This is a genomic window from Embleya sp. NPDC059237, assembly GCF_042754105.1.
GTDB lineage: Bacteria > Actinomycetota > Actinomycetes > Streptomycetales > Streptomycetaceae > Embleya.
The window spans coordinates 82,515-104,824 of sequence record NZ_JBHZAE010000006.1 but is presented as its reverse complement, the minus strand read 5'-3'; the positions used below and the strand labels follow the sequence as shown (position 1 = coordinate 104,824).

Genomic DNA, 22,310 nt, shown 5'->3' with positions numbered 1-22,310 from the left:
CCGATGCGCTTACCCGGATCGGGTGATCGTGTCGGCGACCCGCACGGCGATCTCGATGGCCCGTGTCGCGAGGGGGGAGTGGGTGCGGCCGGCCTGCCAGAGCAGGAAGATCTCGCGGGCCGGGAGCGAGGGTCGCAGTTCGTGCAGACACAGCGTGTCGTCGGCGCGGACGTCACCGCCGTGCACGACGAGCCGGGGCAGGATCGCCGAGCCCATGCCGGCGCGCACCATCGACAGCACACTTTCGTTGCCCGCGGTACGGAAGACGATCCGCGGCCGGACGCCGCGGCGGGCGAGTTCCCGCTCCATCCGGGCCTGGTCGCAGATCGGCGGGTGCGCCACCATCGGCGCGCCGTCGAGGTGGGCCGGGCGTACCGGGCCGTCGGGGAAGGTGCCGCGGCGGGCCACGAGCACGTAGGGATCGTCGAGCAGTTTGAGGTGTTCGACGTCGCCGTCGCCGCGGCCGTCGAAGAACATCAGGTCGAGGTCGCGCAGTTGCGGCGTGTCGGCCTCCTCCTCGAACAGCCTGATGTCGCAGCCGGGGTGCTCGTCCCGCAGCGTGCGGACGATCGGCGGCAGGATCACGTTGGACACGCTCTGGAACGTGCCGATGTCGACCCGGCCGTCGCCGGCCTTGAAGCGGTCCACGGCGGCCGTCATCGCCCGGGCCTGCGCGAGCAGTGCACGGGCGTGTTCCAGGACCACCACGCCGAGCGGGGTCAGCCGCACCGCCTTCGGCCCGCCGGGCCGGTCGAACACGGCACCCCCGACGACCTTCTCCAGGGCCGCGATCTGCTGACTCACCGTCGACTGGGTGTATCCGAGCCGCACGGCCGCCCGCCCGAACGAGCCCTCGTCGGCGACGGCGGCCATCGCGGCGAGATGCCGCAACTCCATGTCCCGCATGGGCCTCACCCTAGCCCGTAAACATCGCCTGAAGCGATCGAGTCGATCGGAAACCATCGCTTTTCGCGATGGAATCCCCGGTCTAGCGTGGCCCACATGAGCGATCACGACACCCCTCGGACCACCCACGACGACAAGCCGGCCGAGACCCCCGACGCCGAGTCGCACGTCGAGACCGGCGCGGACCGCGCCGCCCCTGCCGCCCCTGCCGCCCCCGCGGACCCGGGGCGGCCGGCCGTGAGCGGGCTGCGTTCGGCGTTGTGGTTGCCGCTGTTCGACGAGCTGGCCGAACCGGCGGTGGTCGCCCGCCTGGCCGCCGACGCCGAGGAGGCCGGCTGGCACGGCCTGTTCGTCTGGGACCACCTGAGTTGGCGGTCGCCGATCCGCGCCGTGGCCGACCCGTGGATCACGCTGACCGCGATCGCCGCCACCACCGACACCCTTCGGTTCGGCCCCATGGTCACCCCGCTCGCCCGCCGCCGGCCGACCAAGGTGGCCAGGGAAACCGCGACGCTCGACCGGCTCGGTGGCGGCCGCCTCACCCTCGGCGTCGGTCTCGGCAGCGACCGCTTCGCCGACGAACTGCGCGCCACCGGCGACGAAACCGACCCCGTGCGGCGCGGGCAGATGCTCGACGAGTCGCTGGAGATCCTCACCGCCGCGTGGTCCGGCGACCCGGTGCGGCACCACGGCCGGCACTACACCGTCGACGACATGACCTTCCTGCCCCGACCGGTGCAGCGGCCCGGCATACCGGTATGGGCGGCCGGATTCCCCGGCAACGCCAAACCGCTGCGCCGCGCCGCCCGGCACGACGGCTTCTTCCCGATCAACCTCGACCACCCGGACCGTCTCGCCGACATCGTCGCCACCCTCGCCGACCTCCGCCCGCCGAGTACCACCCCGTACGACATCGCCGTAGCCCTCCCGTCCGGCACCGACCCGACGCCCTACGCCGACGCGGGCGCCACGTGGTGGCTGGCGGAGTTCGCGCCGGAGACGGTGTCGGTGGACCAGGTGCGAGGCGTACTCCACGACGGCCCGATACGGCCCTGAGGCACCGCCTCCCACGTGCCGACGAACACATCGAAGCCCGTCGAACACATCGAAACTCGTGACGAAAGAAGCCGGTGACAACCATGCCCGACCGGAACCGCCCCACCCGGACAGCGCCCGACACCCGGCCGCCCGCCGACGAACATCCCACCGGAGACACCAACCTCTTCGACTACGACGCCGAGCTGCGCCCGCACAACGACCACCTCCGCGCCGCCGCCCGCATCGGCCCCCGCGACCACGTCCTCGACATCGGCTGCGGCACGGGCCGGACCACCCGCGAGGCCGCCCGCGCCGCCGTCGCAGGCAGCGCGCTGGGCGTCGACGTCTCCGCCCGCATGCTCGACCAGGCCCGTCGGCTCAGCCACGACCAGGGACTGACCAACGTCACCTACGAACAAGCCGACGCCCAGACCCACCGCTTCCCCCCGGCACACTTCGACACCTGCATCAGCAGATTCGGCACCATGTTCTTCGCCGACCCGGTCGCCGCCTTCACCAACATCGGCCGCGCCCTGCGCCCGGCCGCCCGCGTGGTACTGCTGGTCTGGCAGGACCGCGACCACAACGAATGGGCCACCGCCATCCGCCGAAGCCTCCCCGACGCGACGCCCGCACCCACCCCGCCCACCGGCGGCCCGGACGCCTTCTCCCTCGCCGACCCGGCCGTCACCGAACGTATCCTGACGGCCGCCGGCTTCACCGACGTCACCTTCACGGACGTACACGAACCCGTCTACTACGGCCCCGACAGCGCCACCGCCTTCGAGGCCGTCCGCCGTCTGAAGGAATTCGACGACCGCCTCGCCGGCCTCGACCCCACCACCGCGGAGCAGGCCCGCACCCGCCTACGCGCCACCCTGGCCGCCCACGACACCGGCACCGGCGTGTACTTCGACTCCCACGCCTGGCTCGTCACCGCCCACCGCCCCTGACATCGCGCCGCGCGGACGGCCCATAGACTCGACGGCTGTGTCAGACACCCAGTACGAAGACCTGTTGCGCCTGGTACTCGACTCCGGGACGGCCAAAGCCGACCGGACGGGCACCGGTACCCGAAGTGTGTTCGGGCACCAACTGCGCTACGACCTCTCGCGGGGATTCCCGCTGGTCACGACCAAGAAGGTGCACCTCAAGTCGATCGTGTACGAACTCCTGTGGTTCCTGCGCGGCGACTCGAACGTCGGCTGGCTCCGGGAGCACGGCGTCACCATCTGGGACGAATGGGCCGACGCGAACGGCGACCTCGGACCCGTCTACGGCGTCCAGTGGCGCACCTGGCCCACGCCGGACGGCCGGCACATCGACCAGATCGCCGAGGTGCTCGACACCCTGCGCCGGGACCCCGACTCCCGGCGGATGATCGTCTCCGCCTGGAACGTCGGCGAGCTGGCGAACATGGCCCTCGCGCCGTGCCACGCCTTCTTCCAGTTCCACGTCGCCGACGGCAGACTCTCCTGCCAGCTGTACCAGCGCAGCGCGGACCTGTTCCTCGGCGTCCCGTTCAACATCGCGAGCTACGCCCTGCTCACCCACATGGTGGCGCAGCAGGTCGACCTCGAACCGGGCGACTTCATCTGGACCGGCGGCGACTGCCACATCTACGACAACCACGTCGAGCAGGTGACCGAGCAGCTCTCCCGCACCCCGTTCGAGTTCCCCACCCTGCGCCTGCGTCGAGCCGACTCCCTCTTCGACTACACCTACGCCGACGTGGACGTGGTCGACTACCGCCACCACCCGGCCATCAAGGCCCCGGTCGCGATCTGACCCCCGCGGCGGCGTCCACCGCCCCGCCCCGGCCCGGCGCGGACTGGGACCGGGGACGCCGCGCCGCGACATAGCGCGGACCCCATCTCCCTTTCGGCATGGTTCACACGATGTCGGATGACGGAAACCTGAGGCGACTCGTGACTCGTGACTCGCCAGTGCCTCAGGACGGGAGTGGACGTGCCTGTGTTCAAGGGGAGAGGACGCATCGCAGCGATGGTCGCCGTCGCGGCGCTGTTGTTCTCCGGCACCGGGGCCGCCGACGGCGCCGAGGAATCGTACGGTCGTCCGGGCGACTGGCCGACCTGGCAGGGGGACCGCACCGGTTCCCGGCACAACGCGGCGGAGTGGCGGATCAATGCGCACACCGCGGGCAAGCTGAACCTGAAGTGGGCGTTCGCCTATTCCAAGACCGGCTTCCCGGCGAAGAGCCAGCCCGCCGTGGTCGACGGTTCGATCTACTTCGGCAGTCCCGATGGGAAGTTCCATGCCCTGAACGCCAAGTCCGGTGCCACGGAGTGGAGTTTCGACCTGAACACGGTCGATCCGAACGGCGTGGTCATCGACGGCCCGACGGTCGCGCGGGGCAAGGTCTTCTTCGGCGACAATCGGGGCTTCCTGTACGCACTCGACCGCAGGACCGGGCGAGTCGCCTGGGCCGCGAACACCGAACCGCACGCGGCCGGAATGCACACCAGTTCGCCCGTCTACCACAACGGGCGCATCTACGTCGGCGCGTCCAGTGGCGAGAACATCAACCCGGATCGCAACTATCCGTGCTGCACCTTCCGGGGCCACATCGACGCCTTCGACGCGGACACCGGCGAACTCGCCTGGCGCCACTACACGGTGCCCGAACCCCAGGCGGTCGGCTCCTGGCCCAGCGGGGCGACCCGCTTCGAGCCGTCCGGCGCGGGCGTGTGGAGTTCGCCGATCATCGATCCGCGTACCGACACCCTGTACGTCGGCACCGGCCAGCTCTACTCCGGCACCACCGGCGACTTCGACTCGCTGCTCGCGCTCGACGCGCGCTCGGGCGCGGTGCGTTGGAAGCAGCAGGTGACCAAAGCCGACACCTGGCGACTGTTGTGCGGTTTCCCGGACAACGACGGGTACTGCCCGGGGCAACGGGACGGCACCGCACTGGACTTCGACATCGGCGCGACCCCGAACCTGTTCAGGGTCAACGGGCGCACCATGGTCGGCGTCGGCCAGAAGAGCGGCGTCTACCACGCGTTCGACGCGCGCACCGGCGAGGTCAAGTGGCGCCGGCAATTGTCCGTGCCGATGCCCGGCGGCGGGCTCTCCGGGCTGCAGTGGGGGAGCAGCTACGACGGCAAGTCCCTGTACATGGCCACCTATCAGGCCAATCCCGGCACACTGTTCGCCTTGAACCCGGCCAACGGCGACGTGCGATGGCAGACGCCCAATCCGGCCGACGGCTGCACCACGGGCGGCGCCGCGAAGTTCCCCAACGTATGCCGACTCGCGCATACCCCGGCCGTCAGCAGCACCCACGGGCTCGTGTACGAGGGAAGCAACGACGGCAAGATGCGGATCTACGACGCTCGTGACGGCAAGGTCCTGTGGACCTTCGACACCATTCGCGACTTCGCCGGGGTCAACGGCCTCACCGGATTCGGCAGCGCGATCTCGGGCAACGGCGGCGCGGTGATCGCCGACGGCATGTTGTACGTCCAGTCCGGTTACTACCCCGGCTATCCGAGCGAGCACGGCACCGTGTTGCTCGCCTTCGGGCTGTGAGCCGCGTCATGCGGCGTCCACGCTTTTTCCGCGCGGCGCCGGTGTGCGCCCTGGCCGTCGTGTTGATCGCCACCACCACCGCGGCGGCCGGGAAGCCGCAGGGGACCGATCCGGCGGCGGATACCACCGAGGTCACGGTCACCGAGGGCACCAACCTCGCCGTGGCGGCGGCCCCCGGAAACGGTCCGTTCGTCCTCGATCTCCAGGGGCAACTGTTCTCGCTGCCCCGCGAGGGCGGCACCGCGACGCCGATCGCCGACAAGCTGCTCGACCCGTTCCGGCCCGCAATGTCGCCGGACGGCCGACGCGTGGCGGTGCAGTCCTTCGCCGACGGCATGTTCCACATCCGGATCGTCGGGGTCGACGGCCACGGCTCGCGGCAGCTCACCTTCGGCGACCACGACGACCTGCATCCCGCGTGGTCCCCGGACGGCACCCGGATCGCGTTCGTGTCCGACCGCGCCGGCGGGCAGGACATCTGGACCGTGGACACGCGCGGCGGTGAACCACGCCGGGTCACCACCACGCCGACCCAGGAGACCCAGCCCACCTGGTCGCCGGACGGTCGCGCCATCGCCTACGTCCAGGGCAACACGGTGGAGAGCGTCGACCTGGGAACCGGGGCCGTACGCACCGTGGTCCCGGCCGCCGGCACGTCGTTCGTCACCGCGCCGTCCTGGTCCCCGGACGGGCGCCGGATCGCGTTCGTGCGAAACGACCGCTCCGGCGGCACATTGTCCGTCGCCGAGATCGAGACCGGCGCGATCCGCCGAGTGGGCGGGTACGACGACGTGTTCCCCTTCCCGGCCCAGTGGTTGTCCACCGACGAACTGGCCTACGGCGCCAACGGCCGGCTCGCGGTCTCGCACCTCGGCGCCGAGACGGACGGGACCACGACCGCCGGCGCCGGGGCCGGGGCCGATCGCACCGTGCCGTTCTCCGCGACCTTCCGGCTGAAGCGGCCCCACTACCCGCCCAAGAAGCACGACTTCGACTCCCGCGCGCCGCGCACCGTGCGCGGCATCGTCGGCCCGGCGTTGTCCCCCGACGGCCGCTCGGTGGTGTTCAAGGCGCTCAACGACCTGTGGCTGCTGCCCATCGGCGGCCGGCCCCGACGGCTGACCCAGGACGCGTTCTACGAGGTCGACCCGGCCTGGTCGCGGGACGGGACCCGCATCGCCTACGCGTCCGACAAGGCCGGCACCGAGGACCTGTACGTACTCGACCTCGCCGACGGTCGGGAAAGCCGGGTCACCAGCCTGCCCGGCACCGAGTTCGCCCCCGCCTGGTCCCCCGACGGCCACACCCTGGCCTTCCAGGACGAGGTCTACCGCACCCTGACCGTGGACACGACCACCGGCACGGTCACCCCCGTGCTCGGCCCGGCCCTGCCGAACGTGCCCGGTCGCCCGAGCTGGTCGGCGGACGGCAGGACCCTGGCGCTCACCGTCAACGACGCCGAACGCAACCGGATCATGCTCGCCGACGTCTCGTCGGGCGCCACCCGCATCGTCGACCCCGCCCCGCTCGGCTCGATCACCACCCGAGGCGACGACGGCCCGGTCTGGTCCCCGGACGGGCGCCGACTCGCCTTCACCATGGACGGCGCGATCCACGTGCTGCCGGTCGACCCGGCGGGCAATCCCACGGGCCCGGCCCGCCGCGTCACCCGGGACGGCGGCGACGCGCCGAGCTGGAGCGGCGACTCGCAAACGCTGCTGTACCTGCACAACGGCACACTGCGCACCACGACCCTGGACGCCGGCACCGCCGCCCCGGCGGATGCCGCCGACGCCGCGGGCCGTACCCGCGACATCCCCGTGCAACTCACCTACACCCGTGACCAACCCGATACCCGCATGGTGATCCATGCCGGCCGGCTCTGGGACGGCCGCAGCCCGGACGTGCGTACCGACGTCGACATCGTGGTGGTGGGCAACCGGATCCGTGCCGTCGAACCCCATCGTGCGCATCGCCCCGGCAAGGACTGGCGGTTCGTCGACGCGAGCGCGCTCACCGTCACCCCCGGCCTCACCGACATGCACAACCATCAGGAGATGCGCTCGAAGTCCTTCGGCGACCGCCAGGGCCGGCTGCTGCTGTCCTACGGCATCACCACCACCCGCTCGACCGGCGACCCCGCCTACCGCGCGCTGGAGGACCGCGAGTCGCTGGACTCCGGCGCCCGGCTCGGACCGAGGTTCTTCGTGACCGGCGAGATGCTCGAAGGCACCCGATTCAACTGGGAGTTCGCCCGCCCGGTGCGCGACGAACGGCAACTCGCCCTGGAACTGTCCCGGGTGCGGGCGCTCGACTACGACCTGGTCAAGACCTACGAAAGACTCCGGGTGGACTGGCAGGCCAGGGTCACCGAGCAGGCACACCGCCTGGGCATCCCGACCACCTCGCACTACCTCTACCCCGCCGTCGGGATCGGCGTCGACATGAAGGAGCACCTGGCCGCACCGTCCAAGTGGGGGTTCGGGTTCGCCCGGGAATCCTCCCTCGGCAACGTCTACGAGGATGTCGTCAAGCTGGAGGCAGCCGGTGGGATGCCGGTCAGCTCCACGCTGTTCAGCTCCGGTTCGCTGCTCGCCGACGACCCGGGCATCGAGCAGGACCCGCGAGTGCGGGCGCTGTACCCCGAGCAGGAGCGCCGGGCGTTGCACGCCAAGGTGTTGTGCGCGCTGGGCCAAGGACCGTGCGGGTTCCTGGACGGGACACCGGAGCAGGCGCGCCGCGACGTCGGTGTGGCCAAGCGGCTGATCGCGGCCGGCGGCACGGTACTTGCCGGTACCGACGCGCCGCTCGACTCCACCGCCGTCGCGCTGCACCTGAACCTGCGGGCCATGGTCACGTACGGCATGACCCCGTTCCAGGCGCTGCAGAGCGCGACCCTGCTGCCCGCGCAACAGCTCGGCGTGGCCGACGACCTGGGCAGCGTCGAACCGGGCAAGCTCGCCGATCTCGCGATCACCGGAGGTGACCCGTCCCACGACATGGCCGCCTTGGCGGACATCCGCATGGTGGTGAAGAACGGCGAAGTGCACACCCCCGAGGACCTGATCCGCCCCTTCGCGGATCCGGCCCGCCCGTGATCCACCGCAGTCTCGACGGTCAGGCGTGCCGGATGGCGAACAGGTCGAGATGCCCGCAGTTCGGGCAGCGGAAGGCATCGATCTGCCAACGCACCTTGCCTATGCGCTTCGCTCCTCCGAATGCTCCCCGTTCGACGAAGCCCGAGATCCATCGGGCGAATCCGGTCGCGTGTGGACCGGAGTCCTCGATGAATCCGGGCTCCGGCCCGACGTGTCCGCAGTACGTGCAGCGCATGTCCTCCATCGCCCGATCATGGCATGACGCACGAACCTGCCGTTGCGGTAGGCGTGTTCGTGTGATCGATCCGGCGCCGGGAACCGTGCGTCAGTCCCCGGGACGGCGGCGGAACAGGGGGAGCGCCGCGGCGAACGCGGCGGCGGCGCACAGGGACGCCGCCGCGAACGCCGTCGCGATGCCGTGCGTCAGGACGTGTTCGGGGCTCGCGTCCGAGGACGCGTCGCGGGTCGCCGCGCCGAACACGGTCACCCACACGGCGAGACCGAGTGTGCCCCCGATCCACTGCATGGTCTGGAGCAGACCCGACGCGGCCCCGGACTCGCGCGGGTCGACGCCGGACATCCCGTAGGTGTTCATCGTCGGCATCGCCGCGCCGATCCCGATGCCGATCGCCAACAGCGGCCCCAGCACACCGCCGACATAGGTGTCGTGCTCGTCGAGCCGCCCGAGCCACGCCAACCCCGTGGCCACCAGCGCCAATCCGAGCACGGCGGGCCATGCGGTGCCGACTCGGCGCGCCAGTGCCGGGGACAGGCGCGCGACGGTGAACTGGGCGACCATCAGCGGCAGGAACGCCAGGCCCGCCCGGACCGGGCCGAAGCCGCGCACGTCCTGGAAGTACTGCGCCAGCAGGAACAACACGCTGAACATCGCGGCTCCCGCCGCCGTGATCGTGGGTAGTACGCGCGCCAGCGTGCCACGGGTGGCCAGGCGCAGGGGAGTGAGCGGTTCGGCGGCACGCCTCTCGACGCACACGAACACGATCAACAATACGGCGGCGGCGATCAGCGACCCGATCGTGCGGGCGTCGCGCCACTCGTGCGCGGCGGCGCGGATGAACGCGTAGACCAGGGCGCCCATTCCGGCCGTCGCGGTCAGCGCGCCCGCGACGTCGAACCGTCGTGGCCGATCGGTTCGGGCCCGCACCGGCTCGGTGATCAACCGCGCCGCGAGCCCGATCATCAGCGCGCCCAGGGGCACATTGATCAGGAACACCCAGCGCCACGAGGCGAGATCGGTGATCACGCCGCCCAGGACGAGCCCGACGGAGGCGCCGCCGCCCAGGACGGCGGAGTACCAGGAGATGGCCCGGGCGCGAGCATGGCCGTCGAACGTGCTGACGATCAGGGCCATGGTGCTCGGGCCCGCGAGCGCGCCGCCGAGGCCCTGGAGGACACGCGCGGTGATCAGCCACCAGGCCCACGGGGCGCAGCCGGCGAGTAGAGAGGCGCCGGTGAACACGGTCGCGCCGGCGAGGAAGGCGCGTTTGCGACCGAACACGTCGCCGAGCCGTCCGGCGAGCAGCAGGGAGCCGCCGAAGGCCAGGGTGTAGGCGTTGAGCACCCACGACACGGACGTGCGCGACATGTCGAGGGCGCCGCCCATGCGCGGGAGCGCGAGGTTGACCACCGTGACGTCGATGCCGATCAGCAGCATGAATCCGGTGACGACGGCCAGTACGAGCCCGGGTCGGGGCGCGGGCGGCGCGGATTCGTGGGGCGGTTGCCCGGTGGAGGGCGCGGTGGCGGACGTGGACATGGTGAATCCCCCGAAGTGTGGTCGTGGTCGCGGATACGGACATGGCAATGGGCATGGCATGCCGATGCGCGGGCGTGGGGTGACGGCGTGCACGAGCGCGCAACGCCGTATTAGAGACGTTGGCGTCTCTAGTGACACGACGAGATTAGGAGACTCTTTGGTCTCTTACAAGTCTTCGGCGATAATCGGTGCACGACTTGAGAGAGGTGATCCGCCTTGGCCTCCGCTCCCGACCGCCCGGGTACGCACGAGCCGCCCGGCCACGACGCACCGCCCGTGCGGCGGCGTGGCCGGGCGCTCGAACAGGCCATCTACCAGGCGGTGTTCGACCAGCTCCTCGAGGTCGGCTACGCGGGCCTGACCATGGACGGCGTGGCGGCGGCGGCCGGGACCGGCAAGGCGCCGCTGTACCGCCGCTGGTCGGACAAGCAGGCGCTGCTGTCCGACGCCCTCCGCGATCGGCTCCCGAACGCCGACGACGTCGAGATCGTCGGGGATCTGCGCTGCGACCTGCTGGCGGTGCTGCGGTTCATGTTCAGCGCCTGTACGGTGACCGGCGATCCGGCGCTGCAACTGGCCAAGGCGGAGGCCGACGCCACCCACGACGTGGTCCGCGCGCGGGTATCCGCGCCGGCCCGACAAATGATGCTTGACGTGCTCCGGGCCGGCGAGGCCCGCGGCGAGGTGCGGCCGGGCGCGGCGACCCCGCTGATCGCCCGGGTCGGCATCGCGGTCGTCGTGTACCAGAACCTCACGGGCCGGGACGGCCTCGACGACGCGTTCATCGAACAGGTCGTCGACGAGGTTCTGCTTCCGCTGGTCCGCAACCCCGACGGCCCGGCGCCGGGGTAGGACGGGCGAGGTCGCCGAGAGCGGGGCGCCTTCCGGCGTGGGCCGGCCACCCTTCGGGCGCGGCAACGGGTACGGACGCCCCGGGGGGCGTCCGTACCCGTGCGGTGCCGAATCGTTGTGCGTTTCGTTCGGCGGTGTCAGGTCGGGGTCAGGGCTTGCTCACTCCCAGGGTGTAGCTGCCCGAGCCGCTGTAGGCGAGCACGATGTAGCGGTAGCGGCCGGCGGTTCCGTTGTAGGAGATCGTCTCGTCCGCTTCCGGAGTGGTGCCTTCGGCCACCGCGTTCCAGGTGGAGCCGTTCCACTTCTGGAGGGTCAGGTCGAAGTCCGCGCCGGCCGGTCCGGTCAGGCAACCGGTGTGCGTGCCGGACGTGGTGGTCTCGTAGTACGAGTTGTCGGGCTGGATCGCCTGGGCACCCGACGCGAGGGTGCCGGAGTAGGTGTTCTGCGCCCCGGCACAGCCCGTCGGCGGGTTGCCGCCGCCCGTGGCCAGGGTCAGACCGTAGGTCTGGAGGATTTCGTTGACCGGCTGGTGGTAGGTCTCGCCGCCGGACGAGCAGTTGCCGGACCCGCCCGAGGTGACGCCCTGGGCCTGGCTGCCGGAGATGAACGACCCACCGGAGTCGCCCGGTTCGGCGCATACGTTGGTGCGGGTGAGGCCGGTGACGGTGCCCTGCGGGTAGGTCACAGACGTGTTGTGCTGTTGGATCGTGCCACAGTGCCAACCGGTCGTGGAGCCGGAGCGGCAGATGGAGGATCCGGCCGGCGACTGGGTGGACCCGGCCACCGGCACCGTGCCGGGATAGCGGTTGACCAGCGCGCGCGGGGTCCAGTTGGCGTTCGTGGCCACCCACGCGTAGTCGTTGCCGGGGAAGGACGATCCCTGGAACGTACCCTGCGCCGCGCCGTTGCCGGTAGTCGTGGAACCGGCCCGGCCGCAGTGTCCGGCGGTGACGAAGCCGCCCTGGGTGCCGCGGGTGATCGGGAATCCGATGGAGCAGCGGGTGTTGCCGTTGATGTTGTACGCGTCGCCGCCGCGCAGATCGGCCAGTACGCGCGGCTGTACGGTGGAGGGCAGGATCTCGACCGCGGCGGCCTCGACTCCGCTGTCCGCGACGAACGCGCGGGTGCGGGCGGGGTCGTGGGACTGGATCACGACCTTGTTGGTCGCGACGTCGACGTACCACAGCGGTGTGTCGGCAGGGGCCCGACGCCGTGCGGAGCGGTCGAGTGCCTCGCGGACCCGATCGAGGTCGGCAAGCGAGTGCGGAACCACGCGCGCGGTGGCGCCGTTGGCCTCGATGGCTCGCACGTCGTGTCGGTCGGTGGTGGCGATCACGAACTGCGCGGTGTCGCCGCTCAGCCAGGCTCCGGCCCAGTGCGCGCCGAGGCGTTGGCGCAGGAGCGGTTCCCGGACGGCGGCCCGATATTCGTTCGCCAGGCGGGATGTGGCGACATCCGGAGTGAGACCGAGGTCGCGTTGGAGGGCCTCGACGATGCCTTCGGGGGCGGCGGGGACGGGCCCGACGGGGACGACGAGGGCGTCGTCGCCGGTGGAGGGGGGAGTGGGATCGGCGGTTGCGGTGCCGCCGAGGGACAGGACAGTGAGCAAAGCGGCACAGGACGCGACCGCGACATGCTTGAGACGCATGGGGACTCCTGTCGAGGGGGACGACAGAAACGTATCTGCGAGCGGCGTGACGAGGTACCTGTCAATCGACCCCTAACACGGTGATATGGACAGGCTGTTGCGCTGATGGGCCGTGGTCAGTTCGCCGTTCCGTAGCCCTCGTGGTCGGTGAGCCAGTCGGCATAGTCCGGGGCCTCGCGGACCGCCGCCGCGTGTGCGGCACGGGCCTGTTCGGTCACCAGGGACGCGGTGCGCGCGGCGGGGGCGTGCGGATGCCAGCCGATCAGGTGCCGCCACGAGAGCGGCGTGCCGGCCAGCGCCACCCGGGCGATGCCCGGCGTCGGCGGCATTGTCGCCCGACACAGGCCGACGGCACGGCCGACCTGGCTGAGGTACACGCACGCGGCCACATCCGTCTCGTAGACCGCCCGCGGGGTGAAGCCCGCCCGCGCGCAGGCGGTGAAGAAGCAGTCCTCGAAGCACCCTTCGCCGGGAACGGCGGCCCAGCTGTCATCGGCGAACGCGGCGAGATCCACCTCTCGCTCGCCGGCGAGCCGGTGGTCGTGCGCGAGCATCAGGAAGACCGGATCCGTGCCCACCTCGCGCCACGCCAAGCCCCCGCCGTACGCCGGGCGGCTCTCGCCGCACGCGCCGAGCAGTACGTAGTCCAGTCGCCCGGTTGCCACCATGGCGGTCAACTCCCGGTTGGACCACGACATGTGTGTGCTCACCGTGTCGGCGCGATGTTCCTCGGCGAGCCGGTCGACCAGACCGCCGAACAGCGGTCCGTGCGTGCCGCCGAGGCGAAATCTGGGTGTCGCCCCCGCCCGATTGGCGAACCGTACGGCTTCCTCCTGGAGTTCCCGGGCAGCGGGTAACAACATTCGGGCCCGGTCCAGCACCAGTTCGCCGAGCGGAGTCAACGTGACCCCTTCGCGGCCGCGCTCGAACAGCGCGCCGCCCAACGCCTTTTCGATCCGTTTGAGTTGCGTACTCAGTGCCGGCTGAGCCAGGCCCAGCACGGCGGACGCGCGGGTCAGACTGCCCGCATCGGCGATGGCCCGAATGGTGCGCAGATGGCGTAGTTCCATGTCCATGCCCGGCAAGGTACGGCCGACCGGCGACGGCGAACAAGATGCCGCCCGGTCGACCGCGCCCTGGTCACCAACCGCGTTTGCAGGCTTCGATGTTCGTGCGCAGGGTCGCGCCGATCGGGGTCAACGTCTCGGGGACGAAGTCGGCCGTCGCGGAGGCGGGAGCGCCGAGCAGTTCCCAGGGGGCGGTCGCATCGAACGTGTCGGCGGGTGCGGAGGTGCCCTTGGCGGCCGTCACCCACGCCTTGTGGGCCATCGGCGCCTGCGCGCCCAGGAGCAGGTCGATCACGAACAGGCCCTCGGCGCACGCGATTTGGGGAGCGACGTGGTGCTTCCAGTGGTAGGGCGGGTGCATGCCGCCGCCGCTGGGCGCCACCACCCAGCGTTTGCACAGGTGCAACCGGGCCCAGTCCGGGTGAGTGTTCTCGAACCATTCGCAGACGGCGTGCGCGAGGAATTCACAGCCGTCCTGCGTCGCGCTCCGCGGGACGACCAGCGCGCCCGTGAGTGCGCGCCACACCGCGGTCAGTTCGGCGAGGGTCGGTGCCGGGGTCGCGGGTGCTGCGAGCTTGGCCGCCTTCGCGTCGCACAGCACGATCACGTCGGGGACGAGGGCCGCCCGGGAGTGGAGCCAGGTCCGCACCCGGCCGATGCACATGGTGCTTTTGGCCAGGGGCAGGTCGTTGCCGAGTACGAGCGCGGTTTGACGAAACGTCAGGAGAGGGGTGTCGGGGGTCACTCCGCCGAAGTTGTCCATACGGTCCTCGATGGCCTCCGTGAGCTGCCCCGGCGTCATATGGGCGATCGCCGTCGGACCCAGTTCCGTGAACTGCACATCGGGGAGCGGCGAGGAGCCTTTCTTCGGCTCGGCCACGGGAGCCGGGGTGCGCGGTTTGGGCTTGGTCGAGGCTTCCGCCTTGGCCCGTTCGGCCTGGACTTGCGTTTGCCGCCGCTTTTCCTCCTCGGCCTCGGCGCGCCTTTGCTCCATCTCTTGCGCGAGGAGGAAGTTGGCGGGCCTGGTGAAGCGGTGGGGCTGGGGTTGGGGTGTGGGGCCCGGTACGGGTTGGACCGCCGGTGGGGCCGCTGGGTGAGGCGGGGGCGCCGGTACGTCTGCCGCCGGTGTGTCCGCCGCGGGTGCGGGAACCGTGGTGTGTGCGTCGGTTCTGACGCGCTTGGTGTCGTCGTCCGGGCCTCGCTCGCCCTGCGACGCTTCGACGCCCTGACTGCTCGGATTCTTCAGATCGCGATCGCGCTTCATGGATCATCCCCCCGGAAGTCCGTCCACCCTGAGGCCCAGCGTAGTGACCGGCATGTCGGCCGACACGGAAACCGCGATTCCGCTCGGCCGTGTTCGGATCGGCCCGGTCCGATGACGGATGGCCGGATGGCCGGATCCAGGTGCATGCGAGGTACTTTCCAGTGGTGCGTCCTCCGGGGATCCCGTTGATTGTCCTCCGCGGGCGTGGGGTCGGAACTTCCAGGCATGGGAGCGGAGTTACCGGGTAGCCGAGGAACGCAGACCCGCGCTTCCGGTTACGCGAAGACAGGACACCCATGTCGACTCCCTTGATTCTCGGGCGCCGCGCGGAACTTCCCACCGAGCAGCATCGGTCGCGGTTGCCCGAACACCACTACGACCCGATCGCATGCGTCAACGTCGTCGCCGACGGCAGACTCCTCATCGACGCTGCGGCCCCCCGCCTGATCGCCGAGTACACCCGAACCCAGGAGCCCTCCGGCCTCAAGCAGGACGACTGAGCCGAACCCCACGCCCCGCCACACCCGCGCGCCGGAGCTGGATCCGGGCGGGGCGGCGGGGCGTATCACTGTGCGATGGTGTGTCCGTGCGCGGTCAGGTGAGGGTGATCAGGTCGAGGTAGGTGTCGCTCCACAGGTCCTCGTCCGCGTCGGGGAGCAGCAGGACGCGGTCGGGGCGCAGGGCGTCGATGGCGGACGGGTCGTGGGTGACCATCACGATCGCGCCCGGGTAGGTGCCGATCGCGGCCAGGACCTCGGTGCGGGACGCGGGGTCGAGGTTGTTGGTGGGTTCGTCGAGGAGCAGGACATTGGCGCCGGAGTGGACCAGTCCGGCCAGGGCCAGGCGGGTCTTCTCCCCACCCGAGAGGACTCCGGCGGGCTTGTCGGCGTTGTCTGCGGGAAACAGGAACGCGCCCAGTACGTGCCGCACTTCGCCGTCGGTCAGGTGTGGGGCCGCGGCGGCGAGGTTGGCCCGGACGGTGCGGGTGGTGTCGAGGGTGTCGTGTTCCTGGGCGAAGTAGCCGAGGCGTAGGCCGTGTCCGGGTACCACCCGGCCCACGTCCGGTTGTTCGTGGCCGGCCAGGATGCGCAGCAGCGTGGTCTTGCCCGCGCCGTTGGGTCCGAGGATCACCAGGCGGCTGCCGCGGTCGACGGCCAGATCCACGCCGTTCAGGACCCGGTGTTCGCCGTAGGACTTGGTGAGGCTGACGGCGCCGAGCGGTATGCGGCCGCACGGGGCGGGTTCGGGCAGCCGGATGTGCGCGGTCTTCTCCGTCGGCCGGGTGGGTTCCAGTGCGGCGAGCATCCGGTCGGCACGCCGTGCCATGCTCCTGGCGGTGACGGCGGTGGCCGCGCGCGCCTTCATCCGGCCCGCCTGGACGTGCAGGGACGCGGCTTTGCGCTCGGCGTTCGACCGTTCCCGGGCGTGACGGCGCCGGTCCGCCTCGCGCTGGGTCAGGTGGGTCGCCCAGTCGGTGTTGTGGATGTCGATCGTCGCGCGCTGCGGGTCGAGGTGGAAGACGCGGTTGACCACGGCGGCCAGGAGATCGGTGTCGTGACTGATGATCACCAGGCCGCCCCGCCGGCCCCGCAGGAAGGTGCGCAGCCAGGCGATCGAATCGGTGTCGAGGTGGTTGGTCGGCTCGTCCAGGAGGAGGGTGCCCTCGGCGCCCGCGAACAGGATGCGGGCCAGTTCGACGCGGCGGCGCTGTCCGCCGGAGAGCGCGCCGATCGGCTCGCCCAATATCCGTTCGGGCAGGCCGAGTCCGGCCGCCACCCGGGCGGCCTCGGCCTCGGCGGCGTAGCCCCCACCGGCCTGGAAGGCGGCCTCGGCGCGGTCGTAGGCGCGCATCGCCCGCTCCAGCGCGGCGGGCCCGTCGGCATCGGCCATCGCGACCTCGGCCCCGCGCAAGGTGCGCAGCGCTCGATCGAGGTCGCGGGCGGACAGTATCCGGTCGGTGACGGTGATGCCGGGATCGGCGGCGCGGGAGTCCTGCGCGAGGAAGCCGACCGGGCCGGTGTGCGTGATCGTCCCGGCGGCGGGGCGTGAGCGGCCGGCGAGGGCGGTCGCGAGGGTGGTCTTGCCCGCGCCGTTGCGGCCGACCAGGCCGATGCGGTCGCCGGCGGAGACGGTGAAGGAGATGTCGGAGAGCAGCAGGCGGGCGCCCGCGCGCAGCTCGACACCGCGAACGGTGATCATGAAGTAACGCTCCGAAAAAGCAAAAGGACACACTTCTGACGCGGAAGTGAGTCCTTCGCTAGGAAATTCGGGGCGTAGACATGTCACCACCGTAGCCGACACCGCGGGACTGCCCCAGCCATTAACCCGAAGGCTCGGGCAGACGCCTCACCGTCGTGGACGTGCGTGTCAACCCGCCTGCACCGAGGGATGCGCCGCCGTCGGGCCTATCGGTGTCGTGATCGGCGCGGATCGGTCGTATTCCGTGGCCGGGTAGACCTGCGTCGCGCTCGCCGACGTCGCGCCGATCAGAACGAGCAGGGGAGTGGTGGCCAGGGCGAGCGCGAAGGCGATGCGGGGTGACTTCACGAGTGATCGACCCTTTCGAGATGACGCACCGGGCGGGTGGTCGCGATTTCGATGCGTCAACAGTGCCGGCCTCCGCCATGGCGGCGTAACCCGCGAAAGTTGGTGATGGTGATCCGAAGGGTGCAGATCCCTACGCGGCTGCGCCCGGGCCCGGTAGGGGGTCGATGTTGGTTGCGTGCATGGGGTTCCCGCAGTGGGTGCAACGTAGTTCGGCGGTGCTGATTTCGCCGCACGTGTGGTGGCGGTACAGCACCGGTGGGCCCGCCTCGCCCGCGAGCCATTTGTCGCCCCAGCCGGTCATGACCATGAGCAGGTCGACCAACTCGGTGCCCTTCTCGGTCAGAACGTATTCGTAGCGCGGTCGCCGGTCGTAGGGGCGCCGCTCCAGTACACCGTGTTCGACCAGGTGGTTCAGCCGCTCCGTCAGGACCTTGCGGGAGATCCCGAGGTCGGCCTGAAGCTGTTCGAAGCGGGTGAGCCCGACCCATACGTCGCGCAGCACCAGCGGCGACCAGGGCTCGCCGATGACATCGAGGGTTCGGGCGATCGAGCACGCCATTTTGCTGAAGTCCGTCCGCTGCATGAGAGCAGTCTAGCAATCGGGGTTCCCTGAAGGAACTTGAGCTGCTACGGTTTCAGCGTCTCCTGAAGGAACTCCAGAGAGGGATGCCGAAGATGAGCAAGGTCATCAGCAGCCACGCGGTGTCGGTCGACGGCTACATCACCGGTCGCGAGCCCGGCCCGGGGCGCGGGCTCGGTGCCGGGGCGATGCTCTTCGACTGGTACTTCGACGGCGAAACGCCCAGCCGGGTGTTCGACGGTTTCCGGCAGAGCGAGCCGAGCGCGCGGGTCTTCGACGCCCTCGCCGGGCGGATCGGCGCGGTCGTGGCCGGGCGCAACACCTACGAGGACTCCGACCACTTCGGCGGCGGCAGCCCCCACCCGGCGGCCCGGCTGTTCGTCCTCAGCCACCGCCCCGCGCCGGAGATCACCGAGCGGCAGACCCTGATCGCCACCGGAATCGCCGACGCGATCGCCGCGGCCCGCGAGGCCGCCGGCGACAAGGATGTCGCGCTCATGGGCGGCGGCGTCCTGGCCGAGGGGTTGACGGCGGGGCTCGTCGACGAGGTGATCCTCCATCAGGTGCCGGTCCTGCTCGGTGAAGGCCGGCCGTTCTTCCGGGAGTTGCCCGAACACGTGCGCCTGCGTCTGGTCGATGCCGTCCCGGCGCCCGGCGTCACCCACCTCCACTACGCGGTGGAGCGGTGACCCCCGCCGCCGACCCGATCGCACCGCTCGCCGACCACGAGTACGAGTACGAACACGAGAAGCCCAACCGGAACCGACCCGAGGAGACCACCGCCATGCTCGACCCCGAAGTGCGCCGCGTACTCGACGGAACCCCGATCGCCCACCTCGCCACCGTCCTCCCGGACGGCGCCCCGCATTCGGTCCCCGTGTGGATCGGTACGCACGGCGACCACATCGTGATTTTGACCGGCCCGGACAGCCGCAAGGCCCGAAACCTGCGCCGCGACCCCCGAGTCGCGCTGTCCCTGACGCCGGACGACGACCCGTTCCGCCCGATCGCCATCCGCGGCCGGGTCGTCGAATGGCTCGACGGCGACGCGGGCTGGGCGGTGGTCGACCGCGTGGCCGCCAAGTACATCGGTCGGCCGTACTCGCGAGACCAACGGCGCGTCGTCGCGATCATCGAGGCGGAGCGGCAGGCGCTGGGGATGTCGTGACCGGCAACGGCGGGGGCGCGGGGAGGGCCGTTCGGGGCCGGCGGCCCGTCGTCGTCTCAGCCCCGGCCGCGCTCCTCGTACGGGCTGTGCATCGTGAGGTAGCGGATCTCCAAGTCCTGCTCCAGGTAGTCCATCCGGTGCTCCCAGAAATCCTGGAGATGAGGCAGGGCCAGGTGGGCGTCCAGATCCGCTCGGCTGCGCCAAGCCTCGTAGAAGACGAACACGCCCGGCGCGTCGAGGTCTTCGTGGAAGTGGTACTCCAGGCAGCCGGGCTCGCGCCGGGTCGGCTCGACGAACGACAGCAGCAGCCGGCGCAACTCCTCCGCGCGCTCCGGCTTGGGCCTGGCGATACCGACCAGGGTGAATGGCTGTCCCACGGGGGTCCCCTTCTCGAAGGTAAGACGTATCTCGTACCTTGGAGACGTTAGTGATCATGAAGGTACGATGCAAATCGTATCTTCGAGAAGGGTGCGGGCACCCGCGCTACGGCCCCGTGGGCAGATGGATCAGTCCCGCATCGGTGCCGCGGAAGCCGCAGGCATCGAAGTAGAAGCGTCGCAACTCCGGTTCGAAGTCGACATGCAGCCACTCGCAGCCCGCCGCGCGTGCCTGCTCCGCCGCGAGGCGGACGACGGCCGTTCCGATGCCGCGATGCTGGTACGAGCCCCGCGTCTTGGTGTCGATCAGGAACGCGTGGTCCTCGCCATCCCATGCCACGTTCACGAAGCCGACCAGGAGTCCCGCGCCGTCACGGGCGCTCACCCAGCCGAGGCTGTGCGGCTCGATCCGGCTCCACCAGCCGGCAACGGCATTGCCCTCGTGTGATCGGACGAGGTCGACCATCTCGTCGTCGGTGATGGGATCGCGCCAGGCGTAGGAGATCGTTTCGCTCATCCCGACAGCATCGCCAACCCGAGCCTTCGCGCAACCGCTTTTGATCCCGGGTCTGCTCGACGCGATCCCGGCCGACAACGGCCCCGTCGGGAGGGGTCAGATGCAGGTGAGCCTCGGTGCCGCCCAGTCGGCGTGGTCGAGGTCGATGCCGTTGCCGCCGTCGGTGACGGCGAGGGTCAGTGTTCGGCCTCCGGTCAGGTCGGCGGTGAGTGTTTTGGCCCCGTCCGACGTGGTCAGTACCCCGCTGTCCGCGACCTTCGTCTCGTCCCGGTAGATCCGAAAGACGACCGCCCCGGTCGAGGTGCTTTCGTCGTCGACGCCGACGTCCACGGTCAGGCCGGTGCAGCGGGCGCCGAGGTGGTAGGTGATGGTGCCTACGGCGTGTGCGCCGAGGCCCTTGGCGTAGACGGTGCCGTTGATGGTCAGTGCCCTGCCGTCGCCGGCCGCCCGCTCACCGTTGCTGCGGTCCTTCTCCACCGGCCCCCAACCGTTGAGCATGCCCGTCCAGGGGAGGTCGGACAGGTGGGAGGTGCCGGCGGGCGGAAGTGGGGCCGGGCCGGGGGTGATTCGGTACGCGACCGTGCCGTGGGCGGGTACGGAGGCGCCGAACGTGCCGGTGGTGTTCGTGGAAGCGACCTTGGTCCACAGGTCCTTCAGCCGGTACGGCCCGCGGTTGGCGATGCCCAGCGCGTCCGCGGTGGTGGAGATCGTGGCGGTACTTCCCGTCTCATTGGTCAGCGAGACGGCCCGGTCGCCGTTGGCCAACTCCTTGACCATGACCACCAGGCCGGAGTTGTTCGCGACCACGGTGCCCTGCCTGCCCAGGGGGTCCTGGTCGACGGCGATCACGTCGGCATTGGAGAGGATCGAGAGGGTTTCCGCGCTCGCCTTGCGCAGATCGGTCCCGATCAGCAGGGGCGCGGACATCATCGACCAGAGGGTGAAGTGGGTGCGGTACTCGGTCGCGGTCATGCCGCCGTTGCCGACTTCCAGCATGTCCGGGTCGTTCCAGTGACCGGGGCCGGCGTACGGGGCGAGCGGCTGGTTGCGGTGGGCGATGCCGATCATCGAGGACCAGTTGTCCGAGATATCGCCCGTGGTGCGCCACAGGTGAGCGATCGGGGCGGCCCACTCCCAGACCTTGTTCTGGCCCCAGTCGCAGATGGAGTAGACGATGGGTCGGCCGGTGGCGCGCAGGGCGTCGGCCATGTCGGTGTAGCGCTTTCTCGCGTCCACGCCCTGGTTGTTGCAGTTGTCGTACTTGAGGTAGTCGACGCCGAAGGAGGCGAACAGGTTCGCGTCCTGGCGTTCGTGGTCGAGGCCGCCGGGGAATCCGGCGGTGTTGCAGGTCTTGGTGCCGGCGCTGCTGTAGATGCCGAACTTGAGGCCCTTGCCGTGTACGTAGTCGGCGACGGCCTTGATGCCGTGCGGGAAGCGCACCGGATCGGCGACCAGGTTGCCCGCCGCGTCCCGGGCGGGCAGGGCCCAGCAGTCGTCGAGGTTGACGTATTGGTAGCCGGCGGCCTTGAGTCCCTTGGACACGAACAGGTCGGCGATGCCCTTGACCATGGCCTCGTCGAACTCGGCCCGGCAGTGGGTCGAGTTCCAGTTGTTGAATCCCATCGGGGGGACGACGGCCTGGCCGTCGGGCGTGGCGGCGGCCGACGGGGCGGCGACGACGGAGACGCCGGCCAGTGCGGCCGTGCCCACCATCGGGGCCAGCAGTGGCAGTGCGGTGAGGGTGGCCGCGAGGCGGCGGATGAGGGTGGTTCGTACCTTGTGCACGGACGGCTCCAGTGCTCGGGGATTCGAGAGAGCGCAGGTGCGGAATGGTGCGTTGGTACGTGCGGATTCGTGCGGATTCCTTCGGTCGTGCGGTCGTGCGGTCGTGCGGTCACGCGGTGATGCGGTCGAATGGC

The 22,310-nt window shown here is 70.5% G+C and carries 21 protein-coding genes; 9 read left to right on the top strand and 12 right to left on the bottom strand.

The annotated features are described in order from the left end of the window. Positions 1-9 precede the first annotated feature (9 nt). Positions 10-906, bottom strand: coding sequence for a LysR family transcriptional regulator (locus tag ACFXKZ_RS20040; protein WP_380002221.1), 897 nt, complete (start codon positions 904-906; stop codon positions 10-12). A 96-nt stretch (positions 907-1,002) separates the two neighbouring features. Between ACFXKZ_RS20040 and ACFXKZ_RS20035 the strand changes: the two genes are divergently transcribed. The 5 genes from ACFXKZ_RS20035 to ACFXKZ_RS20015 all read left to right on the top strand — a co-directional run bounded on the left by ACFXKZ_RS20035 (position 1,003) and on the right by ACFXKZ_RS20015 (position 8,594). Beyond that, positions 1,003-1,962, top strand: coding sequence for an LLM class flavin-dependent oxidoreductase (locus ACFXKZ_RS20035; protein WP_380002220.1), 960 nt, complete (start codon positions 1,003-1,005; stop codon positions 1,960-1,962). A gap of 83 nt (positions 1,963-2,045) precedes the next feature. After that, positions 2,046-2,897 (top strand): class I SAM-dependent methyltransferase, encoded by an 852-nt coding sequence (locus ACFXKZ_RS20030; protein ID WP_380002219.1) that lies wholly within the window; start codon positions 2,046-2,048, stop codon positions 2,895-2,897. Between the two features lie 37 nt (positions 2,898-2,934). Beyond that, the gene (locus ACFXKZ_RS20025) at positions 2,935-3,732 is read left to right on the top strand and encodes a thymidylate synthase (protein WP_380002218.1); all 798 of its coding nucleotides are present in this window, start codon (positions 2,935-2,937) and stop codon (positions 3,730-3,732) included. A gap of 180 nt (positions 3,733-3,912) precedes the next feature. Then, positions 3,913-5,496 carry a PQQ-binding-like beta-propeller repeat protein gene (locus tag ACFXKZ_RS20020; protein ID WP_380002217.1) on the top strand — a complete coding sequence of 528 codons (1,584 nt, stop codon included), beginning with the start codon at positions 3,913-3,915 and terminating at the stop codon, positions 5,494-5,496. An 8-nt stretch (positions 5,497-5,504) separates the two neighbouring features. After that, positions 5,505-8,594, top strand: a complete 3,090-nt coding sequence (locus tag ACFXKZ_RS20015; protein WP_380002216.1) for an amidohydrolase family protein — start codon at positions 5,505-5,507, stop codon at positions 8,592-8,594. Positions 8,595-8,613: 19 nt separating this feature from the next. Here ACFXKZ_RS20015 and ACFXKZ_RS20010 read toward each other — a convergent pair whose 3' ends face one another. Beyond that, positions 8,614-8,838: a hypothetical protein gene (locus tag ACFXKZ_RS20010; RefSeq protein ID WP_380002215.1), complete on the bottom strand. Its 225-nt coding sequence runs from the start codon at positions 8,836-8,838 to the stop codon at positions 8,614-8,616. A gap of 81 nt (positions 8,839-8,919) precedes the next feature. After that, positions 8,920-10,371, bottom strand: a complete 1,452-nt coding sequence (locus ACFXKZ_RS20005) for an MFS transporter (RefSeq protein ID WP_380002214.1) — start codon at positions 10,369-10,371, stop codon at positions 8,920-8,922. Between the two features lie 216 nt (positions 10,372-10,587). Between ACFXKZ_RS20005 and ACFXKZ_RS20000 the strand changes: the two genes are divergently transcribed. Then, the gene (locus ACFXKZ_RS20000) at positions 10,588-11,223 is read left to right on the top strand and encodes a TetR/AcrR family transcriptional regulator (protein WP_380002213.1); all 636 of its coding nucleotides are present in this window, start codon (positions 10,588-10,590) and stop codon (positions 11,221-11,223) included. Positions 11,224-11,371: 148 nt separating this feature from the next. Here the strand turns inward: ACFXKZ_RS20000 and ACFXKZ_RS19995 are convergent, their stop codons facing one another. The 3 genes from ACFXKZ_RS19995 to ACFXKZ_RS19985 form a co-directional block, all read right to left on the bottom strand. Continuing rightward, complete coding sequence (locus ACFXKZ_RS19995; protein WP_380002212.1) at positions 11,372-12,871, bottom strand: S1 family peptidase; 1,500 nt, start codon at positions 12,869-12,871, stop codon at positions 11,372-11,374. 116 nt (positions 12,872-12,987) lie between these two features. Then, the gene (locus ACFXKZ_RS19990; protein WP_380002211.1) at positions 12,988-13,947 is read right to left on the bottom strand and encodes a LysR family transcriptional regulator; all 960 of its coding nucleotides are present in this window, start codon (positions 13,945-13,947) and stop codon (positions 12,988-12,990) included. Positions 13,948-14,011: 64 nt separating this feature from the next. Continuing rightward, positions 14,012-15,202 carry a protein-glutamine glutaminase family protein gene (locus ACFXKZ_RS19985; RefSeq protein WP_380002210.1) on the bottom strand — a complete coding sequence of 397 codons (1,191 nt, stop codon included), beginning with the start codon at positions 15,200-15,202 and terminating at the stop codon, positions 14,012-14,014. Positions 15,203-15,498: 296 nt separating this feature from the next. Between ACFXKZ_RS19985 and ACFXKZ_RS19980 the strand changes: the two genes are divergently transcribed. Beyond that, positions 15,499-15,702: a hypothetical protein gene (locus ACFXKZ_RS19980; RefSeq protein WP_380002209.1), complete on the top strand. Its 204-nt coding sequence runs from the start codon at positions 15,499-15,501 to the stop codon at positions 15,700-15,702. A gap of 94 nt (positions 15,703-15,796) precedes the next feature. On the opposite strand, the gene ACFXKZ_RS19975 is transcribed toward ACFXKZ_RS19980, so the two are convergent. The 3 genes from ACFXKZ_RS19975 to ACFXKZ_RS19965 all read right to left on the bottom strand — a co-directional run bounded on the left by ACFXKZ_RS19975 (position 15,797) and on the right by ACFXKZ_RS19965 (position 18,332). Beyond that, positions 15,797-17,401 carry an ABC-F family ATP-binding cassette domain-containing protein gene (locus tag ACFXKZ_RS19975; RefSeq protein WP_380002208.1) on the bottom strand — a complete coding sequence of 535 codons (1,605 nt, stop codon included), beginning with the start codon at positions 17,399-17,401 and terminating at the stop codon, positions 15,797-15,799. Between the two features lie 168 nt (positions 17,402-17,569). Continuing rightward, on the bottom strand, positions 17,570-17,749 hold the full coding sequence (locus ACFXKZ_RS19970; RefSeq protein WP_380002207.1) for a hypothetical protein: 180 nt from the start codon (positions 17,747-17,749) through the stop codon (positions 17,570-17,572). A 130-nt stretch (positions 17,750-17,879) separates the two neighbouring features. Beyond that, positions 17,880-18,332, bottom strand: a complete 453-nt coding sequence (locus ACFXKZ_RS19965; protein WP_380002206.1) for a winged helix-turn-helix transcriptional regulator — start codon at positions 18,330-18,332, stop codon at positions 17,880-17,882. 92 nt (positions 18,333-18,424) lie between these two features. Between ACFXKZ_RS19965 and ACFXKZ_RS19960 the strand changes: the two genes are divergently transcribed. Continuing rightward, positions 18,425-19,018 carry a dihydrofolate reductase family protein gene (locus ACFXKZ_RS19960; protein WP_380002205.1) on the top strand — a complete coding sequence of 198 codons (594 nt, stop codon included), beginning with the start codon at positions 18,425-18,427 and terminating at the stop codon, positions 19,016-19,018. After that, complete coding sequence (locus ACFXKZ_RS19955) at positions 19,015-19,497, top strand: PPOX class F420-dependent oxidoreductase (RefSeq protein ID WP_380002204.1); 483 nt, start codon at positions 19,015-19,017, stop codon at positions 19,495-19,497. Before ACFXKZ_RS19960 ends, ACFXKZ_RS19955 begins: the two co-directional genes overlap by 4 nt. A gap of 56 nt (positions 19,498-19,553) precedes the next feature. On the opposite strand, the gene ACFXKZ_RS19950 is transcribed toward ACFXKZ_RS19955, so the two are convergent. The 3 genes from ACFXKZ_RS19950 to ACFXKZ_RS19940 form a co-directional block, all read right to left on the bottom strand. Next, positions 19,554-19,874, bottom strand: coding sequence for a putative quinol monooxygenase (locus ACFXKZ_RS19950; protein WP_380002203.1), 321 nt, complete (start codon positions 19,872-19,874; stop codon positions 19,554-19,556). Between the two features lie 106 nt (positions 19,875-19,980). Beyond that, a complete protein-coding gene (locus tag ACFXKZ_RS19945) occupies positions 19,981-20,391 on the bottom strand; it encodes a GNAT family N-acetyltransferase (protein ID WP_380002202.1) in 411 nt (136 codons plus the stop codon). A 96-nt stretch (positions 20,392-20,487) separates the two neighbouring features. Next, positions 20,488-22,104, bottom strand: coding sequence for an NPCBM/NEW2 domain-containing protein (locus ACFXKZ_RS19940; RefSeq protein WP_380002651.1), 1,617 nt, complete (start codon positions 22,102-22,104; stop codon positions 20,488-20,490). Positions 22,105-22,310: the final 206 nt, after the last annotated feature.